We start from the raw sequence: 25,410 nt of genomic DNA, 5'->3' as shown, positions 1-25,410 counted from the left end.
CGGTGCGATCCCGGCGTTCAGCGCTCCGTCTTTGCTCGAGGTCGAGGATCTTCGCGTCCATCTGCCACTCCGCACCATGTCGCGATTCCGTTCCAAGAGGTTCATCAAAGCCGTCGACGGGGCATCGTTTTCGATATTTCCTGGTGAGATCGTCGCTCTTGTCGGCGAATCCGGTTCAGGCAAGACAACATTGGGACGCAGCTTGCTGCGGCTGACCCAGCCGAGTTCCGGTCGGGTTCGCTTCAAAGGAGTCGATCTGACGACCCTGACGCCAAAGGAAATGCGTTCCTTTCGGCGACATATGCAGATGGTGTTCCAGGATCCCTATAGCAGCCTCAACCCACGCATGAGCGTCGGGGAAATCGTCGGTGAACCGCTGTCGATCCATCATGCTCATCTGACGCCGCGAGCACGGATCGAGCGCGTGGCCGAACTCCTGTCCCAGGTCGGAATATCCCGGACGCATGGCCCCCGTTATCCGCACAGCTTCAGCGGCGGCCAGCGCCAGCGCATTGCCATCGCCAGGGCATTGTCGACCGAGCCGGACTTCATCGTCGCCGATGAGCCTATTTCGGCTCTCGATGTTTCGGTTCAGGCGCAGATCGTTAATCTGCTCCTGGATCTGAAGGACAAGTTGTCCCTGACGATGCTTTTCATCTCGCATGATCTGCGCACGGTCAGCCACATCGCTGACCGGGTGATCGTCATGTATCTCGGTCGGATCATAGAGATCGCCCCTTCGGCAATGTTCTGGGATGCGCCTGCGCATCCGTATACCGAAGCCTTGCTGGCCGCACTGCCGGCCGAACATCCAAGCCTTCGACGACGAAACCGGGTGGTCCTGAAAGGTGAAGTGCCGAGTGCCTTTTCACCGCCATCCGGCTGCGTCTTTAGAACCAGGTGCCCGATGGCAAGCCCGGAGTGTGCGACGGTTTCACCGCAATTACGGCAGGTTGTGCCCGGTCACTGGACGGCCTGCATCAAACAAAAACCTTTCGAATTGAAAGGATGACAGTGAAATGAAGCGTCGTAAACTCCTGTTGATCATGATCGACGGCGTGAGTTCGGACTATCTTGAGAACCATCGGGTGCGTCTCCCAACTTTGTCTTTGCTCGCCGACAGCGGATACCGCGTTCGCCGAATGCGTTCGGCTGTGCCGGGGACCTCCATGCCCGGTCGGGCTTCGATCCTCACAGGCGTCGAAGCAGACAGGCACGGGGTTTTTGGCAATCGCGTTCTGAGCGACGGAGCATTCATCGCGGCCGAGGTGGAGCATCTTCTTGTGCCGACAATTGCAACCCTTGCTTCACGCGCGGGTTTGGACGTGGCCTGCATCGGGCATGCTCTCGTTGATCCGGAAGATACCTCCGTCTACGTTCCGCCTAGTTGGATGCGCGGGCCCGGCTTCACCAAGGTTCCGAGCGACGGCAGTGCCCCCTATCTTCTGACAGTGAAGGATCCACGCGGTCGCCTGGCGAGGGTTCCCCTGCCCTCCTTCGTTCAGCAATCCGCAAAACCGGATAGCATCTCTCGGGTCACAACGACGCTCATCGACGACCAATTGACCATCTCCGCCACCGCAAGGCTGATCGGCTCACAAGAGCCGCCGGATCTGGTCATCACCGAGATTAATGTCACAGACATTTTCCAGCACGAGTTCGGTTACGAGAGCGAAGAGGCCCATTTCTCAGTCGCTTTTGCCGACTCTCTCGTCGGTTTTTGCCTGGAAACCTTGCGGCGGTCCGAGCGGCTTGACGAATATGTGATTGCAATTGCCAGCGATCACGGCCACGGCAATATCGACACCTCGATCCTGCCCGATCTGGTTATTCCCGGAAAGACATGGAGCTCCGAAGGCGCCACGTTGCATGTCCTGGTCGAGAACGCCGCCGATCGTGCGGAGGTTACGCAAAGGCTGGCCACCGTCGGGGCGGAACCTTGGAGCGATGCACATTTGCCGGTAGGGCTGCGCGAGCGCGTCGCGACCTTCGTGGCTCCGCCGCTGCATGATTTCGAAGAAGTGCCAGCGGGGCATCCTACAGACCAACCGTTCGGTCGCCCGAAATACAAATCCACCCATGGATTTCGACCAGGTATGAGTGCGGACGACCGTATCTGCATCATCTCCGGGGCCGGCCTGCCAAGTGCCGTGGCGGAAGAGGCTGAAGCAACACGCCTCGCGCCGACGCTTGCATCCATCCTTGGGCTACCCACTGAGACATTTCCCGATCTGCCGCTTTTCGAGTAAACAGGTTTTGTGCCCATTTGGGGAATGCAATGGCCGTATCGACAGTTGAAGTGGTGCTTAATGAAACGTTGGGAAGTGGTTCGCTCCGGTATACTCAATGACATCCACGCGGGAGCCTTCGAGAATGGTCGTCTGCCCGGCGATTTTGTCCTGGCGGAACGATTTGGCGTCAATCGACATACCGTGCGCAATGCAATCAAGGCCCTGGAGTCTGAAGGGGCTCTGCGGGTGCAACACGGTGTCGGTACGTTCGTTGCCGACGACTTCATTTCGCATACCTTGGACAGTGATCCGAGATTCACGTTCAAGCTTCTTGGCCAGAACAAGTCGGTGAAGCGGGAGATATTGTCGATCAACGAGATCTCTGTCGAACCGGAATTTGCATCGCATTTGAAGATCGCGCCCTCAGCGCTCGTTATTGCCGTAAGGTCGAGTTCGTTCATCAACGATTGGCCCTTGGCGACCGGAACCGCATATTATCCCGTCGAGCGCGTTCCTGGTCTCGCCACCGCGTTCGAGGGGCTGAACTCTCCGACAGCGGCCCTGAAGCGTTGTGGCATCCCGCAATACAAGCGAAAATGGACGCGGATAACGGCCAGAAGGCCTACCCAACAGGAAGCCCTTTTGTTGCGAATATCTTCGTCCAGTCCAGTGCTGTTTGAAACCAATGTCGATGTGACACCAGACGGATTGCCGATCAAATACGCCTTCAGCGTTATCCGAGCCGACAGATATGAATATCTGATAGAAGGCGACGGCTAAACCGAGATTGCCGGCGAATGGAAAGGGAGCTTGTGAGTGGCTTCAACCTTCCAAACGACGGTATCTTCCCTCCTCGGATCAACACTTTTTTACCAGAACAGCGTCTTGTCATTAAAGTGTTGCAAAGTGCTTCTAACTAGATACCTAGATATCTATGTATCAACTTAGGTCTGGTCCGTTATCCACGCCTCAATCGAGCGGCGAATGCAAGTGCGCAATCAAATGGAAAAAAGGCAGCGATGGATGGCGGTTCTGGCGCGAACCATGTGCGAAGACCTTGAGCGCGCATGGAGCGATCTGCCCACCGCACCACAATATGAATGGCTGCGTCGGCCCGAGACCGGCCTCGTCCTGTTGCGTGGACGGGCAGGCGGTACCGGCAGCCCCTTTAACCTCGGTGAGGCCACGATGACCCGATGTGCGCTGAGGCTAGCCGACGGCACGACGGGGTTCGCCTTCGTGCTCGGACGCGACCAACGCCAGGCGGAACTGGCGGCAGTCTTCGATGCGCTTCTTCAAAGGGCGGATGAAGTCGCGGCCGAGAGTCATGAATTGGTCGCTCGATTCGAAGCAATACAAGCGAGCCGCCGTGAGCTGAAGAGCCGCAAGGCGGCTTCCACAAAGGTCGATTTTTTTGCAATGGCGCGAGGCACGAGTCCGGAATGAGCAGCATTATGGACACTTCCGGGATCGAGCCCGGATTCACGCATCCCGTCTTCGATAGCCAAGACACGTTCCGCCGTATCCTGGATGCCTATGCATATGTGGGCCGTCCGCAAACGCTCGGCTCTGAAACTACGGCAGTTGGACCGCTCGCACCGGCGACCGTCTCCGCTTGCCTCACATTGGCAGACTTCGAAACACCGATCTGGCTCGATTACCGATCCAGCGGCGACGAGGTCCGCAATTACCTTCGGTTTCACTGCGCTACACCGTTCGTGGTTGGCGCGGAAGAAGCGGCATTTGCCATCGTGACGGATCCGGTGACGATGCCACGCCTGGCAGAGTTTCATCTCGGAACCGAGTTGGAGCCGCAGACTTCGACAACCATTATTGTCCAGGTCCCCTCCTTTACTGCCGGTTCACCGGTTCGGTGGCGTGGGCCTGGGATCCAGCACGAGGCCTCGGTCGCCATTGAGGGGCTTCCGTCGTGGTTCTGGGGAGAGTGGCAGCTCAATCAGGAGCTTTATCCAATCGGGGTGGATGTCCTCTTTACCTCCGGAAACGCAATCATTGCTCTTCCTCGCAGCATATCGGTGGAGATCTAAATGGCATATGTGGCTGTTAAAGGGGGCGAGCAGGCTATTCTCAACTCGCACCGCTTGATCGCAGAGGATAGGCGCGGCGATCCTGAAGTCCCCGAACTTGCGGTTACTCAGATTGCCGAGCAACTCGGTCTCGCTGTCGATCGGGTGATGTGCGAGGGCTCGGTCTACGACAGAGAGCTTGCAGCGCTCGCATTGAAGCAGGCTCAGGGCGACGCAGTCGAGGCGATCTTCCTACTCCGGGCTTTCCGGACGACCCTGCCGCGCTTTGCGGTGTCGAAAGCGATCAATACGGATCGGATGGCCATCCTGCGACGGATCTCTGCCACCTTCAAGGACGTTCCGGGAGGCCAGGTCCTCGGTTCGACCTACGAATACACGCATCGGCTGCTTGATTTCGACCTCGTCGACAACGCTGAAGTCGAGGAGCTGAAAGCGGAACTTGGTGAGACCCCGCTTGACGCCAATTGTCCGCGTGCTTTCGACAGCATCTCGGATGAAGGCCTGATCGAAGCCGAAGTGCCTGCGCCAGATGAAGCCTCGGTGTTCGATCTAACGCGAGAGCCTCTGGCGCTACCGGCCGGTCGCGATCAGCGTTTGCAGAACCTTGCACGTGGCGATGAAGGATTTGTCGTGGGATTGGCCTATTCCGCCCTGCGCGGCTATGGCGCAGCCCATCCCTATGTCGGCGAAACCCGGGTCGGAGACGTCGCGATCGAGCTCATTCCCGAGGAACTGGGCTTTCCCGTTTCGATAGGAGACATCACCGTCACGGAATGCCAGACGTTGGACTTGTTTGCGGGCTCGGACGACGAACCAGCACGCTTCACGCGGGGATATGGTCTCTCCTTTGGAAAGAGTGAGCGCAAGGCGATGGGAATGGCGATCGTCGATCGGTCGTTGCGGTCGCGCGAATATGGCGAGGATGTGAAATACCCCGCACAGGACGAGGAATTTGTGCTTTCTCATACCGACAATCTCGAGGCAGCCGGGTTCGTCTCACATTTGACCTTGCCTCACTACGTCGATTTTCAGGGTGACCTGCAGTTCATTCGACAGCTGCGCGAGGCGCAAGTCGGCAGCCGTTCAACCAAGGAGGCGGCGGAATGACTGGCATTCGTGAAGATGCGGCCAAGCGTAGCCGCCAGACGTACAACTTTGCCTATCTCGACGAGCAGTCCAAACGGATGATCCGTCGGTGCATCTTGAAGGCGATGGCCGTTCCCGGCCTGCAGGTTCCATTTGGCAGTCGCGAGATGCCGCTAGCCTACGGATGGGGTACTGGTGGCATACAAGTGACAGCCAGTGTCATCGGCCCCAACGACACGCTCAAGGTGATTGACCAAGGTGCGGATGACGCCACGAACGCGGTCTCGATCCGCCGATTTTTCAAGAGCGTGGCTGGAATCGAGACGAGCGAACAAACCGCTGCGGCCACAATCATTCAGACACGCCATCGCGTGCCCGAAACGCCTCTCAGAGAGGGTCAAGTCATCGTCTACCAGGTTCCCTCGCCAGAACCGTTGCGCAGTCTGGAACCGCGGGAATCTGAGACGCGGAAAATGCATGCCTATGCAGAATACGGCTTGATGAGCGTCAAGCTCTACGAAGACATTGCGCGCTTCGGCCATATTGCCACGGCTCACAGCTACCCGGTCATGACCAACGGGCGATATCTGATGTCACCGTCGCCTGTTCCCAAATTCGACAACCCGAAGATAGCGAACAGTCCGGCGATCCAGCTTTACGGTGCTGGTCGCGAGAAGCGAATCTATGCGGTCCCGCCTTACACGCAAGTGCACAATCTTGACTTCGAAGACCATCCGTTCCGAGTGCAAAAATGGAGGCAATGCTGCGCGCTTTGTGGAGCGACCGACAGTTACCTCGACGAGATTGTCGTGAATAACAGCGGGCATCGAATGTTCGTTTGCTCCGACACCGACTACTGCGCAACCCGTCGAGACCATGGTCACGTTGGACCGGAGGGTCAAGGCAGGGCTCCATTTGAATCGTTCCCGACTTCTAAAATCAAAAAGGGATCGCAATTACGATGAGAACGGCAATTCAGGTCCAACCCAAGCGCCGACAATCACTGCTCTCCGTGCAAAATCTTACGAAGGGCTATGGAAAGACGATCGGCTGCCAGAACATTTCCTTCAACCTCTTCCCAGGGGAGATCATCGCCATTGTTGGCGAATCCGGATCCGGCAAGTCGACCTTGCTCAACTGCCTTTCGGGTCGGTTGATGCCAGATACCGGGTCCGTAGTTTACGACCTCCATGACAAGGGGCCAACGGATATTCTGACATTGTCAGAGCCGGAGCGCCGCAAGCTGATGCGTACCGATTGGGGACTTGTGCACCAGAACCCGCGCGATGGCCTCAGAATGGAAGTCAGCGCAGGAGGCAACATAGGCGAGCGGCCGATGGCCACCGGTGCCCGACACTATGGCCACATACGGCAAGAGGCTCAGAAGTGGCTCGCCCGGGTCGAGATTGATCTGCGGCGCACGGATCATCACCCGAGAACCTTTTCCGGCGGCATGCAGCAACGCCTGCAGATCGCCAGAATTCTCGTCACCAAGCCGCGCCTCGTCTTCATGGATGAGCCGACCGGCGGGCTCGATGTCTCGGTCCAAGCTCGGCTGCTGGATCTGTTGCGACAGTTGGTCCTGGATTTCGGTATCTCGGCGGTGATCGTGACCCATGATCTTTCCGTCGCCCGGCTGTTGGCGGACCGCATCATAGTGATGTGGCGGGGCAACCTTGTGGAGACCGGTCTGGCGGATCAGGTCCTGGATGATCCGCATCACGCCTACACGCAACTTCTCGTATCATCGGTGCTCTAAATGCTCGGAAATGACGTTTCATCGCGCGTGGCGGTCAAACGCTCCGTCAACAACGAACTGAGTTTGACCGGCGCAAGACTCGTCTTGCCGGACGAGGTTTATGAAGGAACCGTCCATGTCGTTGACGGCTGCATCAATGACATCGCTCCTGGAAGGAGCAAGGCGCCCGGCGCGATCGATCTCGGAGGAGGCTATCTTATACCGGGTCTCATCGACCTTCATACAGACAATCTCGAGAAGCATGCTCTACCCCGGGCCGGAGTGCTTTGGAACCCGCTTTCCGCTGTCGTAGCGCATGATGCATTGGTCACCGCAGCCGGCATCACAACAGTTTTCGATTCCCTTTGCATCGGGTCAACGACCCGCGATCACAGAAAGCAAGACGATCGGGCTCGCATTCTGCCCATCCTCGTCGATGGCATCCATGAAGCCCAGGACTGTGGCGTGCTTCGAGCGGACCATCTTCTGCATCTGCGCTGTGAGGTCACGGACGAGGAAGTCCTGTCCAGATTCGCGCCGTTGGTGGACGATCCGCTCGTGAAGCTTGTCTCGGTTATGGATCACGCCCCCGGCCATCGTCAGTCGCCGCAACTCGACCGTTTCCGTCAGATGCAGATCACACAGTATGGCTGGTCGGAAGAGGATGCCGATCGCCATATTGAAGCATGGATGGACGCCTCCCGAACGATCGGACCTCAAAATCAGGCCCGTATCGTTGCGCTTGCCCGTGCTCGGCAACTGCCGATCGCCAGCCACGATGATGAAACAGCCGAGCATGTTCGAGAGGCAAAATCTGCCGGCGTGCTGATCTCCGAATTTCCGACGACGCGGGCTGCAGCGGAAACGGCGCATTCGCTCGGCGTTCGTGTGCTGATGGGCGCGCCCAACGTCGTTCGCGGCAACTCGCATTCAGGAAACATAAGCGCCCGGGATTTGGCGACAACCGGACATCTCGATATCCTCGCCTCGGATTACGTTCCGGCAAGCCTGCTGCATGGTGCTTTTCAGCTGACCAGGGACCCGGTCGGGATGAGCTTGCCGCGGGCGATCTCTACCGTCAGTTCAGCTCCTGCCTCGGCTACCGGCCTAGCCGACAGGGGCGCGATCAAGATCGGCAGCCGAGCCGATCTCTGCCACGTCATTGAGATCAACGACATTCCACTTGTACGCAAAGTCTGGAAAGAAGGCGGGCAGGTCTTTTGACAAAACGCAGATCACAAGACGTCTCCTTCGATCAGACCGGGAGAACCGTTCCAATGAAATCCGTAACGAACGCTGCGCTCCGCGCCATTAGCCTTTCCAAAAGCTTTACGCTCCATACCCAGGGCGGCATCGTCCTACCCGTTTTCGACAACATCGAGCTGACGGTGGAGTCCGGCGAATGCGTCTGCCTGCGCGGGCCGTCTGGCGCCGGCAAGTCAACCCTGCTGCGTTCGCTCTATGCCAACTACAAGCCGGACGAAGGCCAGATCCTAGTCGAGCATATGGGCGAAACCGTCGATCTTCTCGCCGCTGAACCCTGGGAAGTCGTGGAGATCCGCCGCTCGACCATCGGGTATGTCAGCCAATTCCTGCGCGTCATTCCACGCGTCGGGGCTCTCGATGTCGTCGCCGAGCCGGCGATCGCCAACGGCATGCCGGCCGATGGAGCCAAGGCCCTTGCCAAGAACCTGCTGACCCGGCTTCGCATTCCCGAGCGTCTTTGGTCGCTGGCTCCGGCCACCTTCTCCGGTGGCGAGCAGCAGCGCGTCAACATCGCCCGCGGCTTCCTCGTGGATTACCCCGTCTTACTGCTTGACGAACCGACCGCCTCGCTTGACGCCGCCAACCGTGTGACCGTCGTTGACCTGATCAACGAGGCGAAATCTCGCGGCGCCGCGATCGTTGGCATCTTCCACGACGAGGAGGTTTGGGAAGCCGTTGCCGACCGGTTGTTCGAGATCGACAATCAATCGCCATAGCGGTGCCGGCCGCGACCCTGACGAAGGCATGCGCCTGATGCCGGAACCATCCAGTCCCCGCTACGCCATTTACTAAACTCCGGCTCGCGAACATCCGCACATCCTAGCGGCGTGTGCATGGCTTGGCCGCGATGCGTTCGCACCTGATGCTGGTAACAGGGCGGTCCGAGGGCCCTCGAATTCACGTCGGAACCGCGCCCCATACGGCTTTCACGCGACGCTAAAAGCGCCGTTCCGGTTGACAGAAGGCACTTCGGTCGAGGATCTGGAGCAGGTGCTGAGCAAGTTTGCTGCATCGCGGCCCCTCTTGCCCGATCGGGCCATTGAAGATCGATCTTCTCGGTGGTTTCTTCGCCCTCATGCCCGTTCACCCCATCCCGCCTTGCGCGGTTTTGCTGCGCAGATCGTCGAAGAATTCGGTCGATTCCGGGCGCTGATGGACGGAGACGACCTCAAGCGGCGCATCAGTCGGGAGCTCGATGAAGTCGAGACGACCAATTTAGTCACCTGGGGCTACCCTTACGTCTCAGGCCGGTTCCGCTTCCATATGACCTTGACCAACCGCCTCCCGGAACAGCGCGCCGGAATGCCTGCCCGTCTGGAAATGATCTTCGAGCCGTATCTGTCCGAAGACTATCATATCGACGCCCCGTCGCTCTTTGTGCAGGAACTCCGAAATGCCGATCTCGTCGTCCGCTCTCAGTTCGCGCTGAAGACCGGCGCGGCTCTCCAGACGGCGGTCTGAAGGCCATGGCGTCGCATGGCCGTCTTGCCCTTGTCGTCGGTCCCAGCGGTGCCGGAAAGGACACGCTGATCGACTATGCGCGCGACCGCCTTCAGGCCGATCCACGCTTTCATTTCGTGCGCCGGATCATCAGCCGGCCGGCAGGGCCCGGCGAGGACCACCGGCCCGTCGACCGGGACGATTTCGACCGTCGTGTTCTCGAAGGTCCTTTCGCCCTTCACTGGCAGGCGCATGGCCTCTCCTATGGCATTCCGTCCGAGATCGATGGCTGGACGGAACGCGGCGATGTCGTGGTGGCCAATGGCTCGCGCGCCGCCCTTCCGGATGCGCGGCGGCGCTACCCGCAACTGTTTGTGATCAATGTCAACGCGCCAATGGAGGTATTGGCGAGGCGCCTGGCCGAACGGGACGCGAAAACCCGGAAAGTGTGAGGCAGCGTTTGATTCGAGGCGACCAGCATCCGGTCGAAGGTGCTGACGTTGTGCATATTGACAATTCGGGTTCGGTTGAGGTGTCTGGCGAACGCCTTCTCGCCACGTTTGTTGCACACGTTGGCTGGGGGAAGTGAGCGATGCATGCGGCAACGCACGCTGATCGCCGTGCGGCAGTTGTCTCGATTGATTTAATTGCATATGGCCGAAAGCTGTACGAGACATTCGCGTATCTATCTACACTGTCTACACTGTCGGTCGATCGCGGTCCGTACCATGTTGAAGCTCCTCCGTCGCAACTTGCGCCGCTGTTAACGCGAACTGCGCGGCCGCTGCGCTCGAAGAGACCTGGGATCTCGCCTTGCCGTTGCCACGGAGATTCCAAAGAACGCATGAGGTCTCGCGGACCTCTCCTTGCGTCTCTGTCATCCGAAGAATTTTTTGTGTCGAGGATAGCTGAATGACATCTGGCTTCTGATTTCTGACGTTTGAAGGCCCATCTCATCATATCTGTTGTCGACGGCGAATCCTGTCGTTTGCAGGGCTCGCCGAATTCGGAACGGCTAGATGAAAGCCCTTACGGTCCATTCGAGACTGGAGCCTCTTCTTAACGATGGGCCAATCATCCCCCAAGCAGCTGGCGACAACCAAGTCACAAACCTCGCCGCCACGCAATCGGAACCGACTTCTGAGAACTCCTTCTTGCACAAAGCCGATCCGATCCAGAAAGCTAAAGCATCTTTACATTTCCGGTATGAACAAAATATTCGCAGCGATTGACCCTCAGGTCTTCGTAGAGCTGCTTCAGCAGCTAAAAAAGTCGCTTCCGCGTTCACGTGGGTACCCCAAGCGTGCGGCGACAGCCAGTTGCTGCCAACCGTCACTCGCTCTTCGAAGACATCTATATCCTTGAAACCGAATGCTCCGGCAATTTTGCCGGCGCCAACAGTCCCAAGCACATAGACCTGCCGTTGCCTGCTCACCGTTTCTGCGATCATCCTGACAACCAATCCCGGAACCCTGAAGCGGTTGCGCCATTTGCGCCGAGAAATTGCCAGATTCTCTCATCGGCCGCGGCGCTCCGGAGCTCTTCCTCGTGTCCCTCATTCAGCGGCTCCAGCACGACGGTGTCACCCCGGATTAGGCTCGGAGCCCTGAGGAAGGGATCAATCATTTCGAAGACCGCTGCTTTCATTGCCCATCCTCCTCTTCAGGTCTATCCAATTAGAATCGGCAGGCCCCGGTCGGCGCCGTGGTCCGAACGCGATGATTGGCCGACCGAACGGAGAAGGTCAGGCCGAACGAGACTCTGAGGAACAAAATGGCGATCGCGCTTCTCGTCGAAGGGACGTTGCCGAGGAAGACGAGACCCCGAGTGACCTTCCATACCAGATAAAGGTAATCCGGGGCCGCAATGATCAACATCGGAATGCGCCGCCACGCAGCGACCACCGCCGATTTGGCCCCGCCCGAACCTCCCAATACGCCGGAGCCGCACAGTAGACGATGTCACCCGTCCGATCGCTTTCTACCCAAATCATGCTGTCGACAGAGAAAAAAGCACGGTCCCGAAGAGAAAGTGGAAGACGATTGAAGCAGGTTGTCCCGAGAGAATACGCAGCCGAAGAGCAGGGGGAGGGAGGTTCAAACATAGCACGCCGGAGAGGGAACAAGAACCGTTGGGTCCAAGGGCGATTTCTCCTCTTAGGGCGTGGTAGATCAGCACGGCGCTGACGGCATTGACTGATTGGAAAATGCTATCTGAATGGAAATCTCCTGCGATGCAGCCCTGACGAAGAGTGCCATGATGGCAACACCACCGTTGCGAAACCGCTATGTCCGCGTTGCAAGCCGTGTCCGACGGCACGGCGCAAAAACGCTAATGTTGCCGCAGGAAGATTTCGAGATTGCTGATGAGCCAAAATTGCCTCCCAAACGCATCGGATGCGTGAGCAGCCTGCGCGTCGTACCAGCCTTTGAGCGCCCCGACATCGATGAAGTCGGCGATGGCAGGGGTGCTCTTGAATAACATGTCCCGGAACGGACGCGATCCCTTGCCGGCTGCCCATTGACCCAACGGCAACGGAAAGCCGAGCTTTTTCCGTGTCATGACGGACGACGGCAGCACTTGGGTGTAGGAGTTCCGCAACGGCACTTTCGAGACGTCCAAACGCTCGCTGAACGAGTTGATCGGCGTTGCGCAAGCCTTTATCGCGGCCCACCTGCTGCGCCAGCGCAGACGCTCTGCCGGCCTCATCGATAGCGCCCGCTCCACGATCCGATGATCGGTGAAGGGAACGCGAGCCTCGACGCCCGCTGCCATCGTCGTGTTGTCGACCATCTCCAGTAGGGCGGTCAGATGATGCTCGACGAAGAAGCCGGCTATGCGTGCGGCTGGACTGTCACCTGCCGAAAGGTATGCCTCTTCCATCCACTCGATCAGAGTGTGGTCGTCGTTGATCGCACGCCTCCACGCTTCCGTGGCCAACGATAGTTTTTCGCCAATCGGGAAATACGCGTATTGATTTATGAACAGCTCGAATTCCGAGCACCGCTCGTTTGGCAGGCCGACATGTCGCCGTATTGGACGGCCAAAACGAGCCGGAATCCACGCAAGCCAGCTGTCTCGCATCAAATCGAAGGGCAGCCGATATATCCGACTGTAACCGGCAAAGAGTTCGTCGGCGCCTTCACCAGTTAGCACCACTTTGTAGTCCGCTCCAACTCGTTGCGCGAGGAGGTACATAGCCGTTTCATTGTGCATGCCAAGCGGATGACAACGCAGCGCAATAAGTCTCGTCACGGTCTCGATGTCAGTCGCCGACGGCAGAGGAACCAGGCGGTGAGGCGCACCGATCATTGCCGCGACCTCAGCGGCAAACGGACTTTCGTCATAGCCGTCACCTCCGACAACCCCGGTGAAACAGGTGGGTTTTATCGATGAGCAATTTGTGATCTCGTAAGCAACTATGCTGGAATCTAACCCCCCGGACAGGAGCATCGCCACCGGCGTGTCTGCAACCAGATGTTCCTCAACAGCGGCGCCGATCATCTGCTGAATGGGGGCGTCTTCCATCTTGTCGGGCGTCCGCGACCACCACCGCTCATGCCGCCGCTCGCCTCCTTGCAAGCGCATCCAGGTGCCGGGAGGCATCTTCTTGATGTTGGTAAACAGCGAACGCTCGCCAAAGACGGCACGGAACGAAAGGAAGTTCGACACTCCGATCGGATCAATGGACCCATTGACACCGGGCCAACGAAGAATTGCTGAGGGCTGCGAAGAGAAAGCAAGGCCGGTCGGCGTATCAGCATAGTAGAGAGGCTTTATTCCCAGACGATCGCGAACCAAGAATGTGGCCTGAGAGCTCGGATCATAGAGCGCAAAGGCGAACATTCCTCGAAACAGGTGTAGGCAGTCGATGCCCCAGGTAGCGAAAGCCTTGCAGATCACCTCGGTATCCGACGTGGTGCGAAATATCGCTCCCTCCTTCTCTAACGCGACGCGAAGTTCCCTGAAGTTGTAGATTTCGCCATTGTAGGTGATGACGATCCCGGTATCCGCTTCAACGAACGGCTGATTGGAACGAGGGTCGAGATCGATAATCGAAAGCCGGCGATGGGCAAATCCAAAATTCCGGCCAATGTAGCAGCCGCCGGCATCTGGTCCGCGATGGGCAATCTCTTCTGCGCAGCGCTCCAGCACGTCTCTAGAAAGGGAGATATCACGCGCATGGGCAATGAAACCAAAAATGCCGCACAATGTGGCCTCTCCTTCGCATGGCTACATGGCCGATCGAGATGCCTCGAGGGCAGTCGGTTTGGTTGGAGTCGTCGGCCAAGCAGACGCGCAACAATTCACTGCAACGCTGGTTGCAATCTCGGATTTGAAACCTAGGTCGAGCCTCTGTTCTGGGCGCCAGCACGGTTATCGCACGAAGTCCGACAGGCTTTCCTTAGCCTTTGACTGCGATCATCTGTATGCAGCCGTCACCAAACCAAAACCTGGCGAGCGGGTGGTGGTAGTGCAGATACATCGGAGCCAGAAACCGGCGAACGTTTTTGAAGCCTTTCGTGTATCTTGAGACCCGTCGCACCGCGCCAAAACCGTTCTCGCGATACCAGTCACGCATTTGTTGTTCGGTAAAGGCGAACTCGTGATACGTGGGGGCCTGGAAGCGATCACGCACCGTGACGAACAGGTCATCATCGAACAGGCTTCGAAAGAAACCATCCTCTCCTTCAAGAACGGGAGATTCGTTTTGACCCTTAACGGCCAACAACCAGTCAATCGCTTCTTTGGCCGTGCGGCCATCAAGATCGTTGATTGTCTGCCGGAATTGAGCGTCGGAAGCATACAGTTCACGAAGATGGTTGATGCAGCGATAGAGAACCCCGTTTCCGGTCCCCATAATGGTCAGAAAGAAATGTCCGCCCGGCCGCGTCACCCTTGCCAGTTCGTCAAACCCTTTGCGCGGATTCGCTGTATGAGGCAGGACCCCCGCGCAGTGTACGAAGTCAAAGGTTCCATCGGCGAACGGCAAATTCAGAACACTCCCATCGACTAGTACCGATCTCGCGCCGAATTTCGAAAGGCGTCGAGCGGCACAATCCATCCACTCCTCCCCAAGTTCAAGCGAAGTGACTTTGGCGGCACCTTTCTCCAGGAAGGCATAGGATGCATTCGCGTTTGATCCACAACCGGCGTCTAGGAAATTAAGTCCAGCGAAGCCTCCGGAGTTAAAGCCGAAGTATTCTTCATCAATTAACGAAACCAATCGGGTGAATATATGCTCGTTATTCTCTTGCTGTCGCTGATAGCGATCGAAGACCGTGCGCGTCTCACTTTCGAAAGATCCGTCCATGGCTTCTTCTCCTCCGATGCATCAGGATGCGAATTCAGGCGTTAACAAAGCGATTGATCCGATTGCCGCAAGTACGAGGTTGGTCAGCCGTAGCGCATTGCCCGTGCCCGGAAATCTGAAATGCGAGAGATGCAGAACTGACAGAAGAAACGCTGCTCCAATCAAAAGCGTGCCAAGGTTCTGGACCGGCACGACCCGATTGGCGGCGAATAGAAGTGCCAATACGAAGAGGTCATTATTCAGCGGCAGGCCTCTACCGAAGCCGTCAGCATCGAGCCCGAACGTTGAAAAGTAGCTGAGGCGGAGAGCTCCAGACACGACAAGGCAGACCGCAGCTAACAATGCGGGAACAGAGAACGCATTAAAAGATAAAATTAGAACCGCCGGAAAGACAGCCGCGTATACCAGATCCGCTAACCCATCGAAGGCACTTCCAACCTGTGCCGTCAATGCTGATCGCTTGATGGAACTCTTGGCCACCATGCCGTCGGCGTCATCCGCTAAAAGAGCCCATAACCCAAAACAGATGCCAACTTCGAAGCGTCCGACCAGCGCAAAATAGATTGCCGACGTGGCGAAGATAAGTCCGAGAGCCGTAATGGCGTTCGCAGGATCAAACAGATAACGGATCATCATCCTACTCCCCAACGGCGGCCCGTGGTAGGACTGCTGTCATCTCTGCGGCTCAAGCATAAAATGCACGCCTAACTCTTTTCACTCGATCCTCGCAGGCTTCGACCGCTTGCTGCAGACCACCTTTTACCGATCAGGCGGACAAGGATTCCTGAGTGAACGTCGCAGTTTATTCAGCAAGAGCAATCCAACTTAAAAAGCGTTTTTGTTGTCAGCATCTTGGACGTGCGCGCGTCCGTTCTGTCTGTTGCTTCGACGCAATTTTGTCAGGCATTCGACAATGGAGAAGCCAAGTAAATCCGGCGAGAGCCTCGCGGATTCGGGGTTGCGGGTGAGCGAGCTCGTGCTCTGACGGTGCGGCAAGCCGATCCGCGAGCCACTGATGCAGAGCGAGAACGTCTATACTATGGGACAAGACCAATGCCGCTGACATGCGGCATCCTGGTCGTGCCTTCCCGGGCGTTCTTGTCCAAGGTGACAGCCTTTATGTGCTGTGTCAGCGAGCGGATCTGGCCTGCATGGAAGTCGGGCGAGGTTCGCCGCGAACTGAATGATCTTCGCAGCGCTCTGTGGTCATACCTCAACCATGTTATTATGGCTACATTGCTAGAAGCGACTGACATAGCGCTTCCCTCTCAACGGCGCTCGCATGTTGCCTTGCGGAACACCGACATGTATCGCGAAGATTTATTGTCAAATGGGCGCCGCTGCCAGTCTCCGTGGCGCTCAAGAAGCACAAGTCCGCTTATCCTTGCGAGCAAGTCGAGTTCAGTTGGATAGACATATCGCATCTTAAGCGGCATCGTCCGGCCCCCTGCCGGTGTAATCCAGAAGTCCAGAGAAATTAAATGCTGCTGATTGCGGTCGTGTCTGGCAAAACGAATCATCGCGCGCTGCTCATCTACATGTATAACTGTTGTTCTTTGGTCACGATACATACCTTCACCGGAGAAGTCACCAGTATATGGATAGTTCAAATCGACTACAAGGCAGCCATTCGATTTTAGAGCCTTTGCAGATGATGTCAAACAACTGATCTGTTGCTCGACTGTAGTCATAAGCGAGAAGGTGTTACCAACGCAGTACACGAGATCGTATTGGGTGCCGAGGTCGAACTCTGCCATGTCGCCTACGTGTGCTGTGACAGACTGTGCACCTTTCTTTGCGCAAAGCGAGGCAAGCATCTTCTCCGAGTTATCCAGACCGTGAACCGAAGCTCCTGTTTTCGAAAGGGGTAAGGCGAAGTGGCCGTTTCCGACGCCCAATTCGAGTGCGGTTCCGTTCTTTGCGAAGGGCGCGAGAAATCGGACTGCCCGCTCGATCTCGATCGACTTGTTGAGCGCTTCCCCATATTCATCGTATATATCACTCCATATTTCGCCATAGGCGGTATATGCATCTTTTTCTTTCCCAGGATCGTTCATGACGTTTCCTCGCTTGCTGACTTGATCAATAGGTCGAGTCGGCCCTCTCCGACTTGCCATGAGAGTTGCATCGACCGGTTCTGTGCTGCCTCAATCCTGCTGGACAGCTCTTTGCGAACAGAACCCAGACCCTCGACCGCTACCTGGCCGCCGACATTGAGAAAATGGTACCGCGGCAACGGCGAACGACAATCAGGGCGTCGCTGACAAGCGGGCCCACTCAAATCCTCACGCTCTCTGATGTACCCCCAGCACAAGAATCAAACTCGCTATCAAGGACCGGGCGCTCCCCCAGCCGATGAGAATTATCACGGCCGCGGGAACACCACGCCGGCGAACTCGTCGAAGCTCTTAGAATTCCCTCCAATCCCGATGAAGGTGCTCGTCTCGCACGCAACGTGCCCGTCCCGATGGTCCAGAAACCAGGTCCAGAGCATGGCTGCGACACCGAGCTCAATCCTTCCTTTGAGCGAGGTACAGCCCCACGACCGCGAACAAGTATGCGAGCACAGTGATGGCAGATGGCATTCGCGTAATCACGCAGGTAGCCGATCATCTCCTTGCTCCTGCCGCGAGTGAGACTGAAGATGCACCGGGTAATGCAAGTGCCGGTGGCAGCGCGAAAATCTCCTCCGCCAACTGGAGATCGGCCTCGCTGTCGATCTCGAACCAGCGGGTGTCGCTGCAGTCAGCCGCAGAAAGCGGCAGCTCGCGGTTTTCCACCAGAAGGGCCAGAATCTGTTCGACATAGGCGGTCCGATGCCCGCTTTCGACTGCGCGATGTAGCGCCGGCACTAGCCGATCGTGCAGTGCCGCCGCAGAGAGATGGGTCAGGTTGATCGTCTTGAAGAGACTCCTTGCCTGCGCCTGGGCCGGCGTCTGGTTCATCACGAACGTGGAGACGGAGTGATCTCCGGCCAATTCGACCGCCGACCCGCTCATTGCTTCGGTGAATGCGGCTACCGCTGCGACGTTCTTTTTCGTCGGGGAGACAGTCCGAAGCGTCCGTTCCAGCACCTCGCGCTCAAAGAACACATCGCCTTCGAGCAAGACAGTGTCGCCGGCAAGCATTGTGTTCCGCGCCAGCCAGAGAGAATAGGCGCTGCCGGTCCGGTCAAATATCGGATTGTAGACATACTCGATTTCCACACCCTCTGAGCGCCGGCCGCACGACTTCTCGATGGCTTCCTTGCGGTAGCCCACGACAATGGTCGCTTCGCATATCCCGAGCTCGGAGAGCTGATGCAGCGCGTTGTGCAGCATAGGGGTGCCGTTTACCTTCACCAGAGGTTTCGGAACGGCATCCGTGTGAGGGCGCAGTCTCGATCCCACGCCTGCGGCGAGGATGACCGCCCGAGTACGGTTGGTCATATCAATGTCACGTCCTTCTGATGAGAGGCTCAGGCAGCCACATGTCTGGTCTTGAGGCTGTTCAACGTTTCGACGACCCTCTGCAGTCCCTGCTCCAGCTGGCCTGGGGGCGCCCCGAAGGACAGTCGCAGACCATTCGGATCACCAAACGTGCCACCGGCGACGGAGCCCACCCCGGTTTCCTCGAGAAGCAACCGGCCAATGTCGTCTGTGGTGCGTACGTGCCCCCCCTGCGGCAGCGAAGCGACCAACGTGCTCAGGTCGAGATAGAAGAAAAACGAACCCTCGGCGCGCGGTGCATCGATATCGCGTAGGCCGGACAGAATGTGCAGCCCCACGGTACGAGCATCCGTCAATTGCCGGTGCATCTCCCGTTCGAAACGGCCGTCACCAAACTGTAGGTGATGCAGAATGGCGTGTTGCGCGATCACGTTGGGGTTAGAGGTCGTGTGACTCTGCAGTTTCTTGGCCGCGGAAACGATCTCCTGCGGCGCAGCAAAATAGCCCAGCCGCCATCCGGTGATCGCCAGCTCTTTTGAGAAGGCATTTACCAGGATTGTCCGCGACCGAACCCCGGGATGGGCCATGACAATGGACTCATGGCGCCCACCCGTGAAGACAAAGCTGGAATAACATTCGTCGGAAACGATCCAGAGCTGGTACTTGATTGCGATGTCGCCAATGGCCTGAAGCGTTGTTCGATCGTAGACAGCGCCTGTGGGATTGTTAGGCGAGTTGATGATGATAGCTTTCGTGCGCCGTGTGACGGCGGCGCGGATTGCGCCAATGTCGGGAACATAGGTTGGCGGCCGGACATCGACGAATACGGGTTTTGCGCCGGCAAGAAGAACTTGGGACGGGAATGTCGGCCAGCACGGGCGAAAGATGATGACCTCGTCGCCTGGGTCGAGCACAGCCAGAGCAGCGTCGAGCAATCCTTGTTTTGCGCCCGCGGTGATGACGATATCGTCGGTGTTCCAGCCAACGCCTGTTTCGATCGTCAGTTTTTTCGCGACGGCTTCCCGGAGCGGTGCCAGACCGATTGAATCCGTGTAGCGGTTCATGCCGGCATTGATTGCGGCGATAGCTCCATTGCGAACTGACGTAGGCGGCTCGATGATCACCTCGCCGGCCGCCAGATCGATGATCTGACGGCCGGCCGCGGCAGCGACCTTGGCTGCCTCGCGGGCGGCGGCAGTGCCCGGACCTGAAAGCAAGGACATCCGCTGCGCAAGCATGTGCGCCTCTCCTGAGCTAATTGTCGAATTTTTGAACTTGGTCCGAGTCGCTCGGACGTCGCTCTGCTGTCCGCTTCGGCAGATACTGTTCTTCCGCCTGAGCCAGTTCGTGATAGCCGATCAGGCTGAACAGCTCGTCGAGGCCGGCAACCTGGTCCTCTATCCCGGCGATGCTTTCTTCCGACCAGATGCGGCCGCAGATGTCACGCATGCCAGCGATCGCCGCCCGCATCGAATGGTTGGCCCAGATTACCGTCGAAATGCCGGCATCACGAAAAACCGAAGCCGGCGTTTTGTAGTATTTGGTGGGGACGATGACGATCGGCAGCTTGTTGTTCCATTCCTGGGCGAAGGTCAGGATCTCGTCTGCGACGGCCTTGCCGGAGTGTATGAGGATCGCGTCGGGGCCGGCTTCTGCATAAGCCTCGGCCCGGACCAGCGCCTCATCGAGACCGTGACCGGCGATCAGCGCCTCGATCCGCGCGACGACGACGAAATCCGGTCCCGTCGTGTCTTTCACGGCTTTGAGCCGGCCGCAGAATTCGTCGATGTCAGCAAGCGGATGCCGATCCCCGACAAAGGAGTTCAACTTCGGAAAGCCCTTGTCTTCAAGGCACATGCCGCTGGCCCCGCGTTGCTCAAGCTTCCGCGCGACCAAGCGAGCATTGTTGAAATTTCCGAAGCCGCTGTCACCATCGACAAGAACAGGGATGTCCGTCGCATCGACTATGCGCTCGACGACGTCGACGACTTGGGTCCAACTCGCTTCGTTGGCGTCGCGATAGCCGAGCGCCGAGGCGATGGAAAGACCAGAGGCCCAGAGCCCGCGAAAGCCGACACGCTCGGCGATCGCTGCCGAAAGCCCATCATGCGCTTCCATCAAAAATGTGAGGTCGTTGGAAAAAATGAGCTCGCGAAGGGTCGTCGATGACGCCGTCACCGGCAAGACTTCCGCCCCGAACGAAATCGCCTTGCTCATTGTATGACCTCCTCCATAACTCAGGTCCAATTGAACTCGGTGAACGGGACGATTACTTATCGTCGCCCTGACCTCGCTAACGAAAAGTCCTTTGGCCTACATATGCGCAATGATCGTGAGATCCGCTGGAAGCGGCTCTGTGCCGGAGCGCACGTTACAGCTCAAGCAGCAAGAGCCATGCCAGCTAAAAAGCCGTTGTTATTGCAAGGTTGGCTTTGCGCGGCTGGTTTCGTTTGTTAGCGACGAAACCATTCTGTCGCGATTGCGACAGTGGACAAGCTATATCACGGTGCGAGGTTGGCAGGTCGCCCCGTAATTATGATGTCCTTGGCCACGCTAGAGCACGTCCTGTTAATCCGGTTCATATCTAGCGGCTTTGCTATGTCCTTTGCACCCTTGATTGCCCCAGAGATCTACGCGCCGCGCTCGGATTTTCATCTGCTGGGTATCGTCGCGCACAACGCGAAGTTGGCGCGCTGCAGGCACAGCAGCTCATTGACACAATCGCTTTGCTAGAAACCCTCGAGGCGCAGAACCTCTTCGACGAGTTGGCGCTGTGCGGATGGAAATAACTGTCGGCCGAACGGGCCAATCATGTGTGATCTCGCGCTCTTTGATCTTTTCGCCAGCCAGTGTGCCGATATTCCTTCCGTCGCGTAGGACCGTCACCCTATCGGCAAGCGTCAGCACTTCCTTTCCACTCTTGTGTGAAATTTACACGATGCCCACGCCATCGATTTCTTCAGGCGCGTGATCGTTACGAAAAGCGCCTCGGCCTCTTGGTTCGTTAGTGCCCCGTCGGTTCGTCAAAACTGACGAGCAGTTAAACGCTGTAGCTCTTTGCCATCTCGACCGTCTGCTGGCGTGCAAGCGACAGTTCCCACGATGGCACCCTGATCGAGATGGCAGCCACAATCCTCGAAGCGCCCAGCATCGCGGTAGAGCGATGCCTAACCGTCGACCCCCTTTTCAAACAGCCCGATTTTCCCATCGGCGCGAAAAATCGGAACAAAATTCCTTATCTCTATAGATTTTATAGAATATGGTTTGACCTAATGTGGGCTGGCCTCAAGCGCAGGCAAGATGTGGGAGAGTGGTGACTTGGCAGGGCTATCGGTTCTCGGAATATCGGGCGGCGTAAACACACCATCCCGCACCACCGCGGTGGTGAACGCGCTTGTCAAGGCGGTCGCGTTGCGCGTGCCGGCCGACACCGGTCTGATCGAGATCACCGAGGCGGCACCCTCGCTTTTCGCCGGGCTATCCCGCGACGCACTTGGTGCATCCGGAGAAGCGATCATCCAGCGTGTCGAGAAGGCCGACCTGCTCGTGGTCGGAACGCCTGTCTATCGAGCATCCTACACCGGTGCCCTCAAACACCTGTTCGATCTCGTCGATTATCGTGCGCTGACCGGCAAGACCGTGCTGCTCGCGGCGACCGGTGGCAGCCCATACCATGGCCTGGTGCTCGAACATCAGCTCCGGCCATTGTTCGGCTTTTTCGGTGCCGTCACCGTTCCGACTGGCGTCTACGGCGAGCCCGACGATTTCATAAGCGCCGAAATCGTCGGCGCAGCAGTCATCGAGCGCATTTCGAGGGCCGCTACTGAAGCGGTCTCCTTGCTCAATTCCAGTCATGCAGACGCTGCCGTCGCCACGCGCGTCGGCTGAGCCAATCAAAGGGGAAACGACGACATGACCTCGCATTCCGACAGCCTCAAATTCGCCTACTGGGTTCCGAATGTCTCGGGCGGACTGGTCATCTCCAACATCGAGCAGCGGACCGGCTGGGATATCGATTACAACCGCAAGCTTGCCCAAATCGCCGAGGCCAACGGCTTCGATTTCGCGCTGAGCCAGATACGCTTCACCGCCGGCTACGGCGCCGACAACCAGCACGAATCGGTGTCGTTCAGCCATGCCTTGCTTGCCGCCACCACAACGCTGAAGGTCATCGCGGCGATCCTGCCCGGCCCATGGAATCCTGCGCTGGCAGCCAAGCAGATCGCTACCATCAACCACCTGACCAACGGCCGCGTCGCCGTCAATGTCGTCAGCGGCTGGTTCCGCGGCGAGTTCGCCGCCATTGGCGAGCTCTGGCTCGACCATGACGAGCGCTACCGGCGTTCTGAGGAATTCATCCGGGCGCTGCGTGGTATCTGGACCGAGGACAGCTTCACGCTGAAGGGCGATTTCTACCGCTTCACCAACTATTCGATGAAGCCCAAGCCGATCGAGCCCTTGCCCGAGATCTTCCAGGGCGGCTCGTCGCGCGCCGCGCGCGACATGGCGTCTCGTGTCTCCGACTGGTATTTCACCAACGGCAACACGCCGGAGGAGATCCGGAAGCAGGTCGACGACATCCGCGCCAAGGCGAAAGCCAATGGCCACAACGTCAAGATCGGCGTCAATGCCTTCGCCATCGCTCGCGAGACCGAGGCAGAGGCGCGCGCAGTGCTCGACGAGATCATCGCCAAGGCCAATCCCGAGGCAGTCCAGGGTTTTGCCGATCAGGTCAAGAATGCCGGCAAGGCCTCGCCGGAAGGCGAAGGCAATTGGGCGAAATCCTCCTTCGAGGATCTCGTGCAATACAATGACGGCTTCCGCAGCAATCTCATCGGCACGCCGGAGCAGATCGCTGAACGCATCCTCAAGCTCAAGGACGCCGGCGCCGACCTGATCCTGCTCGGCTTCCTGCATTTCCAGGAAGAGGTCGAGTTCTTCGGCAAGCGCGTCATCCCGCTGGTGCGCGAACTGGAAGAGGCTCGCGACAGGGAACTTGTCGCCGCGGAATAGGTCAGGCGCGGCCCTCGGGCCGCGGCCGGTTCTCCTTCAAATCAGGGACGTTTCATGATTGGTGCTTCGCTGGGAGTCGCCGCATACGAGCGCGCGCCCGAAATTTCAGGCATTCTTGCTGGTGCTGGTCCCGTGAAGGGCACGCGCCCGGCGCGCCTGTCGGCAAAGGCTGATGCGATGCTGGCCCTGAGCGGGATCGGCATTTCCTTTGGCGGCGTCAAGGCGCTGAGCGACATTGATCTCGAGGTCAAAGCCGGTGAGATCCGCGCGGTGATCGGCCCCAACGGCGCTGGCAAATCTTCGCTGATCAACATAATCAGCGGCCTCTATCACGCCGACCACGGCACGATTGCAATCGACGGCCAGTCCTTCTCCCGGGTGCCGGCGAGTCGTCTGACGCGACTGGGCGTTGCACGAACCTTCCAGAACCTGGCACTGTTCGGCGGTCTCTCCGTGCGCGACAACGTCGCGTCCGGCCGCGTCTACACCAGGCGCGCCAGTTTTGTTGAACACATTGCCAGTCTGCCACGCGCCCGGCGTGAAGATGCGGGAATCGCCGAAAAGGTCGATCAGACAATCGCCTTCCTGCATCTCGGGGCCGTCGCCGACCGCCTGGTCGCCACCTTGCCCTACGGCCTGCAGAAGCGGGTCGAACTGGCCCGCGCCCTGGTCGCCGAGCCGAAGATCCTGCTGCTCGACGAACCGATGGCCGGCATGACGGCGACCGAGAAAGCCGAGATGGCCGGGTTCGTGCGCGCCGCGCGCGACCGACACGGCGTCACCATCATTCTGATCGAGCACGATATCGGCGTGGTCATGGGACTCTCCGACCGGGTCGCCGTGCTCGACTACGGCCGCAAGATCGCAGACGGGACGCCGGCCGAGGTCAGGACCGATCCGGCAGTGATCCGGGCCTATATCGGCACCGCCGATGGCGAGGACATCCGATGAGCCACTATGATTTCCTCTTCGTCATCGAAGTGCTGGTCGGCGGCCTGCTCTCTGGCGTCATGTATTCGCTTGTCGCCATCGGTTTCGTGCTGATCTACAAGACGTCGGGCGTGCTGAACTTCGCGCAGGGGTCGATGGTGCTGTTCGCAGCGCTCACCTTTGTCAGCCTCGTCGAACGCGGCATCCCCTTCGCGCTTTCGCTGCTCATCACCTTCGCGGTCATGGTCGCGCTGGGCTTCACCATCGAGCGGATTGTGCTCAGGCCGCTGGTCAATCGCTCGCCGATGACCCTGTTCATGGCCACACTCGGCCTGTCCTACATCATCGAGGGCGCTGCCCAGCTGATGTGGGGCACCCAGGTGCACGGGCTCGATCTCGGCATAGACGACACGCCCTTTGAGGTCGGCGGCATCCTGATCTCGTCGTTTGACCTTCTCGCCGCAGGCGTTGCCGCGGCGATGGTGGCGGGCTTGAGCGCATTTTTCTATTGGACCCGGATCGGGCTGGCGTTTCGCGCCGTCGCCGACGACCAGTTCGCGGCGCTCGCCGTCGGGCTGCGGCTGCCCCGGATATGGGGAACGGTGTGGACGGCCGCGGGGTTCGTGGCGCTGGTCGCGGGACTGCTTTGGGGCGCGCGTCTCGGTGTCCAGTTCTCGCTGTCGCTGATCGTTTTGAAGGCGCTGCCGGTGCTGGTGCTTGGCGGCTTCGATTCCATCCTCGGCGCCATCGTCGGCGGCCTCATCATCGGCGCCAGCGAAAAACTCGCCGAGGTCTATCTCGGCCCCTTTGTCGGCGGCGGCATCGAAGGCTGGTTCGCCTATGCGCTGGCGCTGGTGGTCCTGCTGGTGCGCCCATCCGGCCTGTTTGGCCAGAAAACCGTCGAAAGGGTCTGACC

Annotated in this window: 25 protein-coding genes and 1 pseudogene; 17 read left to right on the top strand and 9 right to left on the bottom strand. The window is 58.4% G+C overall.

The window, feature by feature from the left end; genetic code table 11:
• The first annotated feature begins 76 nt into the window (after positions 1-76).
• The 12 genes and pseudogenes from AC0L16_RS22600 (at position 77) to phnN (ending at position 10,398) form a co-directional block, all read left to right on the top strand.
• Positions 77-1,012: an ABC transporter ATP-binding protein gene (locus AC0L16_RS22600; protein WP_473496446.1), complete on the top strand. Its 936-nt coding sequence runs from the start codon at positions 77-79 to the stop codon at positions 1,010-1,012.
• Positions 1,013-1,019: 7 nt separating this feature from the next.
• A complete protein-coding gene (locus tag AC0L16_RS22595; protein WP_473496416.1) occupies positions 1,020-2,249 on the top strand; it encodes an alkaline phosphatase family protein in 1,230 nt (409 codons plus the stop codon).
• 60 nt (positions 2,250-2,309) lie between these two features.
• Positions 2,310-3,011, top strand: coding sequence for a phosphonate metabolism transcriptional regulator PhnF (gene phnF, locus AC0L16_RS22590; protein WP_473496417.1), 702 nt, complete (start codon positions 2,310-2,312; stop codon positions 3,009-3,011).
• 204 nt (positions 3,012-3,215) lie between these two features.
• Complete coding sequence (gene phnG, locus AC0L16_RS22585) at positions 3,216-3,677, top strand: phosphonate C-P lyase system protein PhnG (protein WP_473496418.1); 462 nt, start codon at positions 3,216-3,218, stop codon at positions 3,675-3,677.
• Positions 3,674-4,279, top strand: a complete 606-nt coding sequence (gene phnH / locus AC0L16_RS22580) for a phosphonate C-P lyase system protein PhnH (protein ID WP_473623358.1) — start codon at positions 3,674-3,676, stop codon at positions 4,277-4,279. Before phnG ends, phnH begins: the two co-directional genes overlap by 4 nt.
• A complete protein-coding gene (locus AC0L16_RS22575) occupies positions 4,280-5,386 on the top strand; it encodes a carbon-phosphorus lyase complex subunit (RefSeq protein WP_473623357.1) in 1,107 nt (368 codons plus the stop codon).
• Positions 5,383-6,330 carry an alpha-D-ribose 1-methylphosphonate 5-phosphate C-P-lyase PhnJ gene (locus AC0L16_RS22570; protein WP_473496421.1) on the top strand — a complete coding sequence of 316 codons (948 nt, stop codon included), beginning with the start codon at positions 5,383-5,385 and terminating at the stop codon, positions 6,328-6,330. Before AC0L16_RS22575 ends, AC0L16_RS22570 begins: the two co-directional genes overlap by 4 nt.
• Positions 6,327-7,124, top strand: a complete 798-nt coding sequence (gene phnK / locus AC0L16_RS22565) for a phosphonate C-P lyase system protein PhnK (RefSeq protein WP_473623356.1) — start codon at positions 6,327-6,329, stop codon at positions 7,122-7,124. The genes AC0L16_RS22570 and phnK overlap by 4 nt, the downstream gene beginning before the upstream one ends.
• Positions 7,125-8,327: a phosphonate metabolism protein PhnM gene (gene phnM, locus AC0L16_RS22560; RefSeq protein WP_473623354.1), complete on the top strand. Its 1,203-nt coding sequence runs from the start codon at positions 7,125-7,127 to the stop codon at positions 8,325-8,327.
• A 53-nt stretch (positions 8,328-8,380) separates the two neighbouring features.
• The gene (gene phnL / locus AC0L16_RS22555; RefSeq protein ID WP_473496424.1) at positions 8,381-9,085 is read left to right on the top strand and encodes a phosphonate C-P lyase system protein PhnL; all 705 of its coding nucleotides are present in this window, start codon (positions 8,381-8,383) and stop codon (positions 9,083-9,085) included.
• A 100-nt stretch (positions 9,086-9,185) separates the two neighbouring features.
• Positions 9,186-9,830 (top strand): DUF1045 domain-containing protein, encoded by a 645-nt coding sequence (locus AC0L16_RS22550; RefSeq protein ID WP_473496447.1) that lies wholly within the window; start codon positions 9,186-9,188, stop codon positions 9,828-9,830.
• Positions 9,827-10,398: pseudogene (gene phnN, locus AC0L16_RS22545) on the top strand (phosphonate metabolism protein/1,5-bisphosphokinase (PRPP-forming) PhnN). Before AC0L16_RS22550 ends, phnN begins: the two are co-directional and overlap by 4 nt.
• A 426-nt stretch (positions 10,399-10,824) precedes the next feature.
• Here phnN and AC0L16_RS22540 read toward each other — a convergent pair.
• From AC0L16_RS22540 to AC0L16_RS22520, 5 genes are all read right to left on the bottom strand, one after another.
• Complete coding sequence (locus AC0L16_RS22540) at positions 10,825-11,259, bottom strand: GNAT family N-acetyltransferase (protein WP_473496425.1); 435 nt, start codon at positions 11,257-11,259, stop codon at positions 10,825-10,827.
• A complete protein-coding gene (locus AC0L16_RS22535; protein ID WP_473496426.1) occupies positions 11,256-11,456 on the bottom strand; it encodes a hypothetical protein in 201 nt (66 codons plus the stop codon). Before AC0L16_RS22535 ends, AC0L16_RS22540 begins: the two co-directional genes overlap by 4 nt.
• A gap of 684 nt (positions 11,457-12,140) precedes the next feature.
• Positions 12,141-14,021 (bottom strand): asparagine synthase (glutamine-hydrolyzing), encoded by a 1,881-nt coding sequence (gene asnB, locus AC0L16_RS22530; protein WP_473623353.1) that lies wholly within the window; start codon positions 14,019-14,021, stop codon positions 12,141-12,143.
• A gap of 193 nt (positions 14,022-14,214) precedes the next feature.
• A complete protein-coding gene (locus AC0L16_RS22525) occupies positions 14,215-15,123 on the bottom strand; it encodes a class I SAM-dependent methyltransferase (protein WP_473496428.1) in 909 nt (302 codons plus the stop codon).
• 21 nt (positions 15,124-15,144) lie between these two features.
• Positions 15,145-15,756 carry a CDP-alcohol phosphatidyltransferase family protein gene (locus tag AC0L16_RS22520; RefSeq protein ID WP_473623351.1) on the bottom strand — a complete coding sequence of 204 codons (612 nt, stop codon included), beginning with the start codon at positions 15,754-15,756 and terminating at the stop codon, positions 15,145-15,147.
• A gap of 401 nt (positions 15,757-16,157) precedes the next feature.
• Here AC0L16_RS22520 and AC0L16_RS22515 point away from each other — a divergent pair, with 401 nt between their 5' ends.
• Positions 16,158-16,310, top strand: coding sequence for a DUF6959 family protein (locus AC0L16_RS22515; protein ID WP_473496448.1), 153 nt, complete (start codon positions 16,158-16,160; stop codon positions 16,308-16,310).
• 81 nt (positions 16,311-16,391) lie between these two features.
• On the opposite strand, the gene AC0L16_RS22510 is transcribed toward AC0L16_RS22515, so the two are convergent.
• The 4 genes from AC0L16_RS22510 to aepX form a co-directional block, all read right to left on the bottom strand.
• Positions 16,392-17,180: a class I SAM-dependent DNA methyltransferase gene (locus tag AC0L16_RS22510; RefSeq protein ID WP_473496430.1), complete on the bottom strand. Its 789-nt coding sequence runs from the start codon at positions 17,178-17,180 to the stop codon at positions 16,392-16,394.
• Positions 17,181-17,732: 552 nt separating this feature from the next.
• Positions 17,733-18,551 (bottom strand): phosphocholine cytidylyltransferase family protein, encoded by an 819-nt coding sequence (locus AC0L16_RS22505; RefSeq protein WP_473496431.1) that lies wholly within the window; start codon positions 18,549-18,551, stop codon positions 17,733-17,735.
• A 29-nt stretch (positions 18,552-18,580) separates the two neighbouring features.
• The gene (locus tag AC0L16_RS22500) at positions 18,581-19,789 is read right to left on the bottom strand and encodes a pyridoxal phosphate-dependent aminotransferase (protein ID WP_473496432.1); all 1,209 of its coding nucleotides are present in this window, start codon (positions 19,787-19,789) and stop codon (positions 18,581-18,583) included.
• 16 nt (positions 19,790-19,805) lie between these two features.
• A complete protein-coding gene (gene aepX, locus AC0L16_RS22495) occupies positions 19,806-20,768 on the bottom strand; it encodes a phosphoenolpyruvate mutase (protein WP_473623350.1) in 963 nt (320 codons plus the stop codon).
• A 1,101-nt stretch (positions 20,769-21,869) separates the two neighbouring features.
• Here aepX and msuE point away from each other — a divergent pair.
• The 4 genes from msuE to AC0L16_RS22475 are packed head-to-tail and all read left to right on the top strand — an operon-like array spanning position 21,870 to position 25,408.
• Complete coding sequence (msuE, locus tag AC0L16_RS22490; protein WP_473623349.1) at positions 21,870-22,439, top strand: FMN reductase; 570 nt, start codon at positions 21,870-21,872, stop codon at positions 22,437-22,439.
• A gap of 24 nt (positions 22,440-22,463) precedes the next feature.
• Complete coding sequence (gene sfnG, locus AC0L16_RS22485) at positions 22,464-23,564, top strand: dimethylsulfone monooxygenase SfnG (RefSeq protein WP_473623347.1); 1,101 nt, start codon at positions 22,464-22,466, stop codon at positions 23,562-23,564.
• 54 nt (positions 23,565-23,618) lie between these two features.
• Positions 23,619-24,515, top strand: coding sequence for an ABC transporter ATP-binding protein (locus AC0L16_RS22480; protein ID WP_473623346.1), 897 nt, complete (start codon positions 23,619-23,621; stop codon positions 24,513-24,515).
• A complete protein-coding gene (locus tag AC0L16_RS22475) occupies positions 24,512-25,408 on the top strand; it encodes a branched-chain amino acid ABC transporter permease (RefSeq protein ID WP_473623345.1) in 897 nt (298 codons plus the stop codon). Before AC0L16_RS22480 ends, AC0L16_RS22475 begins: the two co-directional genes overlap by 4 nt.
• The last annotated feature ends 2 nt before the right edge of the window (positions 25,409-25,410 follow it).

This window comes from Mesorhizobium sp. WSM4848 (assembly GCF_055811375.1).
This window is presented reverse-complemented; position numbering and strand designations above follow the sequence as displayed.

Excerpts from the sequence above, each read along its gene's own strand:
- AC0L16_RS22600 (WP_473496446.1), top strand. The coding sequence starts at position 77 with ATGTCGCGATTCCGTTCCAAGAGGTTCATCAAAGCCGTCGACGGGGCA.
- AC0L16_RS22595 (WP_473496416.1), top strand. The coding sequence starts at position 1,020 with ATGAAGCGTCGTAAACTCCTGTTGATCATGATCGACGGCGTGAGTTCG.
- phnF (WP_473496417.1), top strand. The coding sequence starts at position 2,310 with ATGAAACGTTGGGAAGTGGTTCGCTCCGGTATACTCAATGACATCCAC.
- phnG (WP_473496418.1), top strand. The coding sequence starts at position 3,216 with ATGCAAGTGCGCAATCAAATGGAAAAAAGGCAGCGATGGATGGCGGTT.
- phnH (WP_473623358.1), top strand. The coding sequence starts at position 3,674 with ATGAGCAGCATTATGGACACTTCCGGGATCGAGCCCGGATTCACGCAT.
- AC0L16_RS22575 (WP_473623357.1), top strand. The coding sequence starts at position 4,280 with ATGGCATATGTGGCTGTTAAAGGGGGCGAGCAGGCTATTCTCAACTCG.
- AC0L16_RS22570 (WP_473496421.1), top strand. The coding sequence starts at position 5,383 with ATGACTGGCATTCGTGAAGATGCGGCCAAGCGTAGCCGCCAGACGTAC.
- phnK (WP_473623356.1), top strand. The coding sequence starts at position 6,327 with ATGAGAACGGCAATTCAGGTCCAACCCAAGCGCCGACAATCACTGCTC.
- phnM (WP_473623354.1), top strand. The coding sequence starts at position 7,125 with ATGCTCGGAAATGACGTTTCATCGCGCGTGGCGGTCAAACGCTCCGTC.
- phnL (WP_473496424.1), top strand. The coding sequence starts at position 8,381 with ATGAAATCCGTAACGAACGCTGCGCTCCGCGCCATTAGCCTTTCCAAA.
- AC0L16_RS22540 (WP_473496425.1), bottom strand. The coding sequence starts at position 11,259 with ATGATCGCAGAAACGGTGAGCAGGCAACGGCAGGTCTATGTGCTTGGG.
- AC0L16_RS22535 (WP_473496426.1), bottom strand. The coding sequence starts at position 11,456 with ATGAAAGCAGCGGTCTTCGAAATGATTGATCCCTTCCTCAGGGCTCCG.
- AC0L16_RS22525 (WP_473496428.1), bottom strand. The coding sequence starts at position 15,123 with ATGGACGGATCTTTCGAAAGTGAGACGCGCACGGTCTTCGATCGCTAT.
- AC0L16_RS22520 (WP_473623351.1), bottom strand. The coding sequence starts at position 15,756 with ATGATCCGTTATCTGTTTGATCCTGCGAACGCCATTACGGCTCTCGGA.
- AC0L16_RS22510 (WP_473496430.1), bottom strand. The coding sequence starts at position 17,180 with ATGAACGATCCTGGGAAAGAAAAAGATGCATATACCGCCTATGGCGAA.
- AC0L16_RS22505 (WP_473496431.1), bottom strand. The coding sequence starts at position 18,551 with ATGACCAACCGTACTCGGGCGGTCATCCTCGCCGCAGGCGTGGGATCG.
- AC0L16_RS22500 (WP_473496432.1), bottom strand. The coding sequence starts at position 19,789 with ATGCTTGCGCAGCGGATGTCCTTGCTTTCAGGTCCGGGCACTGCCGCC.
- aepX (WP_473623350.1), bottom strand. The coding sequence starts at position 20,768 with ATGAGCAAGGCGATTTCGTTCGGGGCGGAAGTCTTGCCGGTGACGGCG.
- sfnG (WP_473623347.1), top strand. The coding sequence starts at position 22,464 with ATGACCTCGCATTCCGACAGCCTCAAATTCGCCTACTGGGTTCCGAAT.
- AC0L16_RS22480 (WP_473623346.1), top strand. The coding sequence starts at position 23,619 with ATGATTGGTGCTTCGCTGGGAGTCGCCGCATACGAGCGCGCGCCCGAA.
- AC0L16_RS22475 (WP_473623345.1), top strand. The coding sequence starts at position 24,512 with ATGAGCCACTATGATTTCCTCTTCGTCATCGAAGTGCTGGTCGGCGGC.